Genomic DNA, 272 nt, shown 5'->3' on the forward strand with positions numbered 1-272 from the left:
GGCCACCAAGTCGGTGCGTCTGGCGCAATAACCGGACTTAAATCTAAGGGCTGTTTCATGACTGAGCTCCTGATATCTGGCTCATGAGTGACTGCGCACTCGACAGCGAGCTATAGGGTATAGCGAGAGACAACCCCATCTGTTGCAGCTGCTGTTTCTTAAGCGAAAAAGCATGGTTAAGCTTTTGCTTTTCTTTATTAGAAGAGAAATTAAACCATTGAGTTTTGCTACCATCGGTGACCTGTTTAGAACCTTTATAGGCGGTTTCACCT

Annotated in this window: 1 pseudogene; it reads right to left on the reverse strand. The window is 46.0% G+C overall.

Going from position 1 to position 272, the window contains the following annotated elements:
• Positions 1–55: 55 nt before the first annotated feature.
• Positions 56–272: pseudogene (locus AB4486_RS26885) on the reverse strand (DUF58 domain-containing protein); the annotation flags it as partial.

Source organism: Vibrio sp. 10N.222.55.C6 (assembly GCF_041473395.1).
GTDB classification, from domain to species: Bacteria; Pseudomonadota; Gammaproteobacteria; order Enterobacterales; family Vibrionaceae; genus Vibrio; species Vibrio crassostreae_C.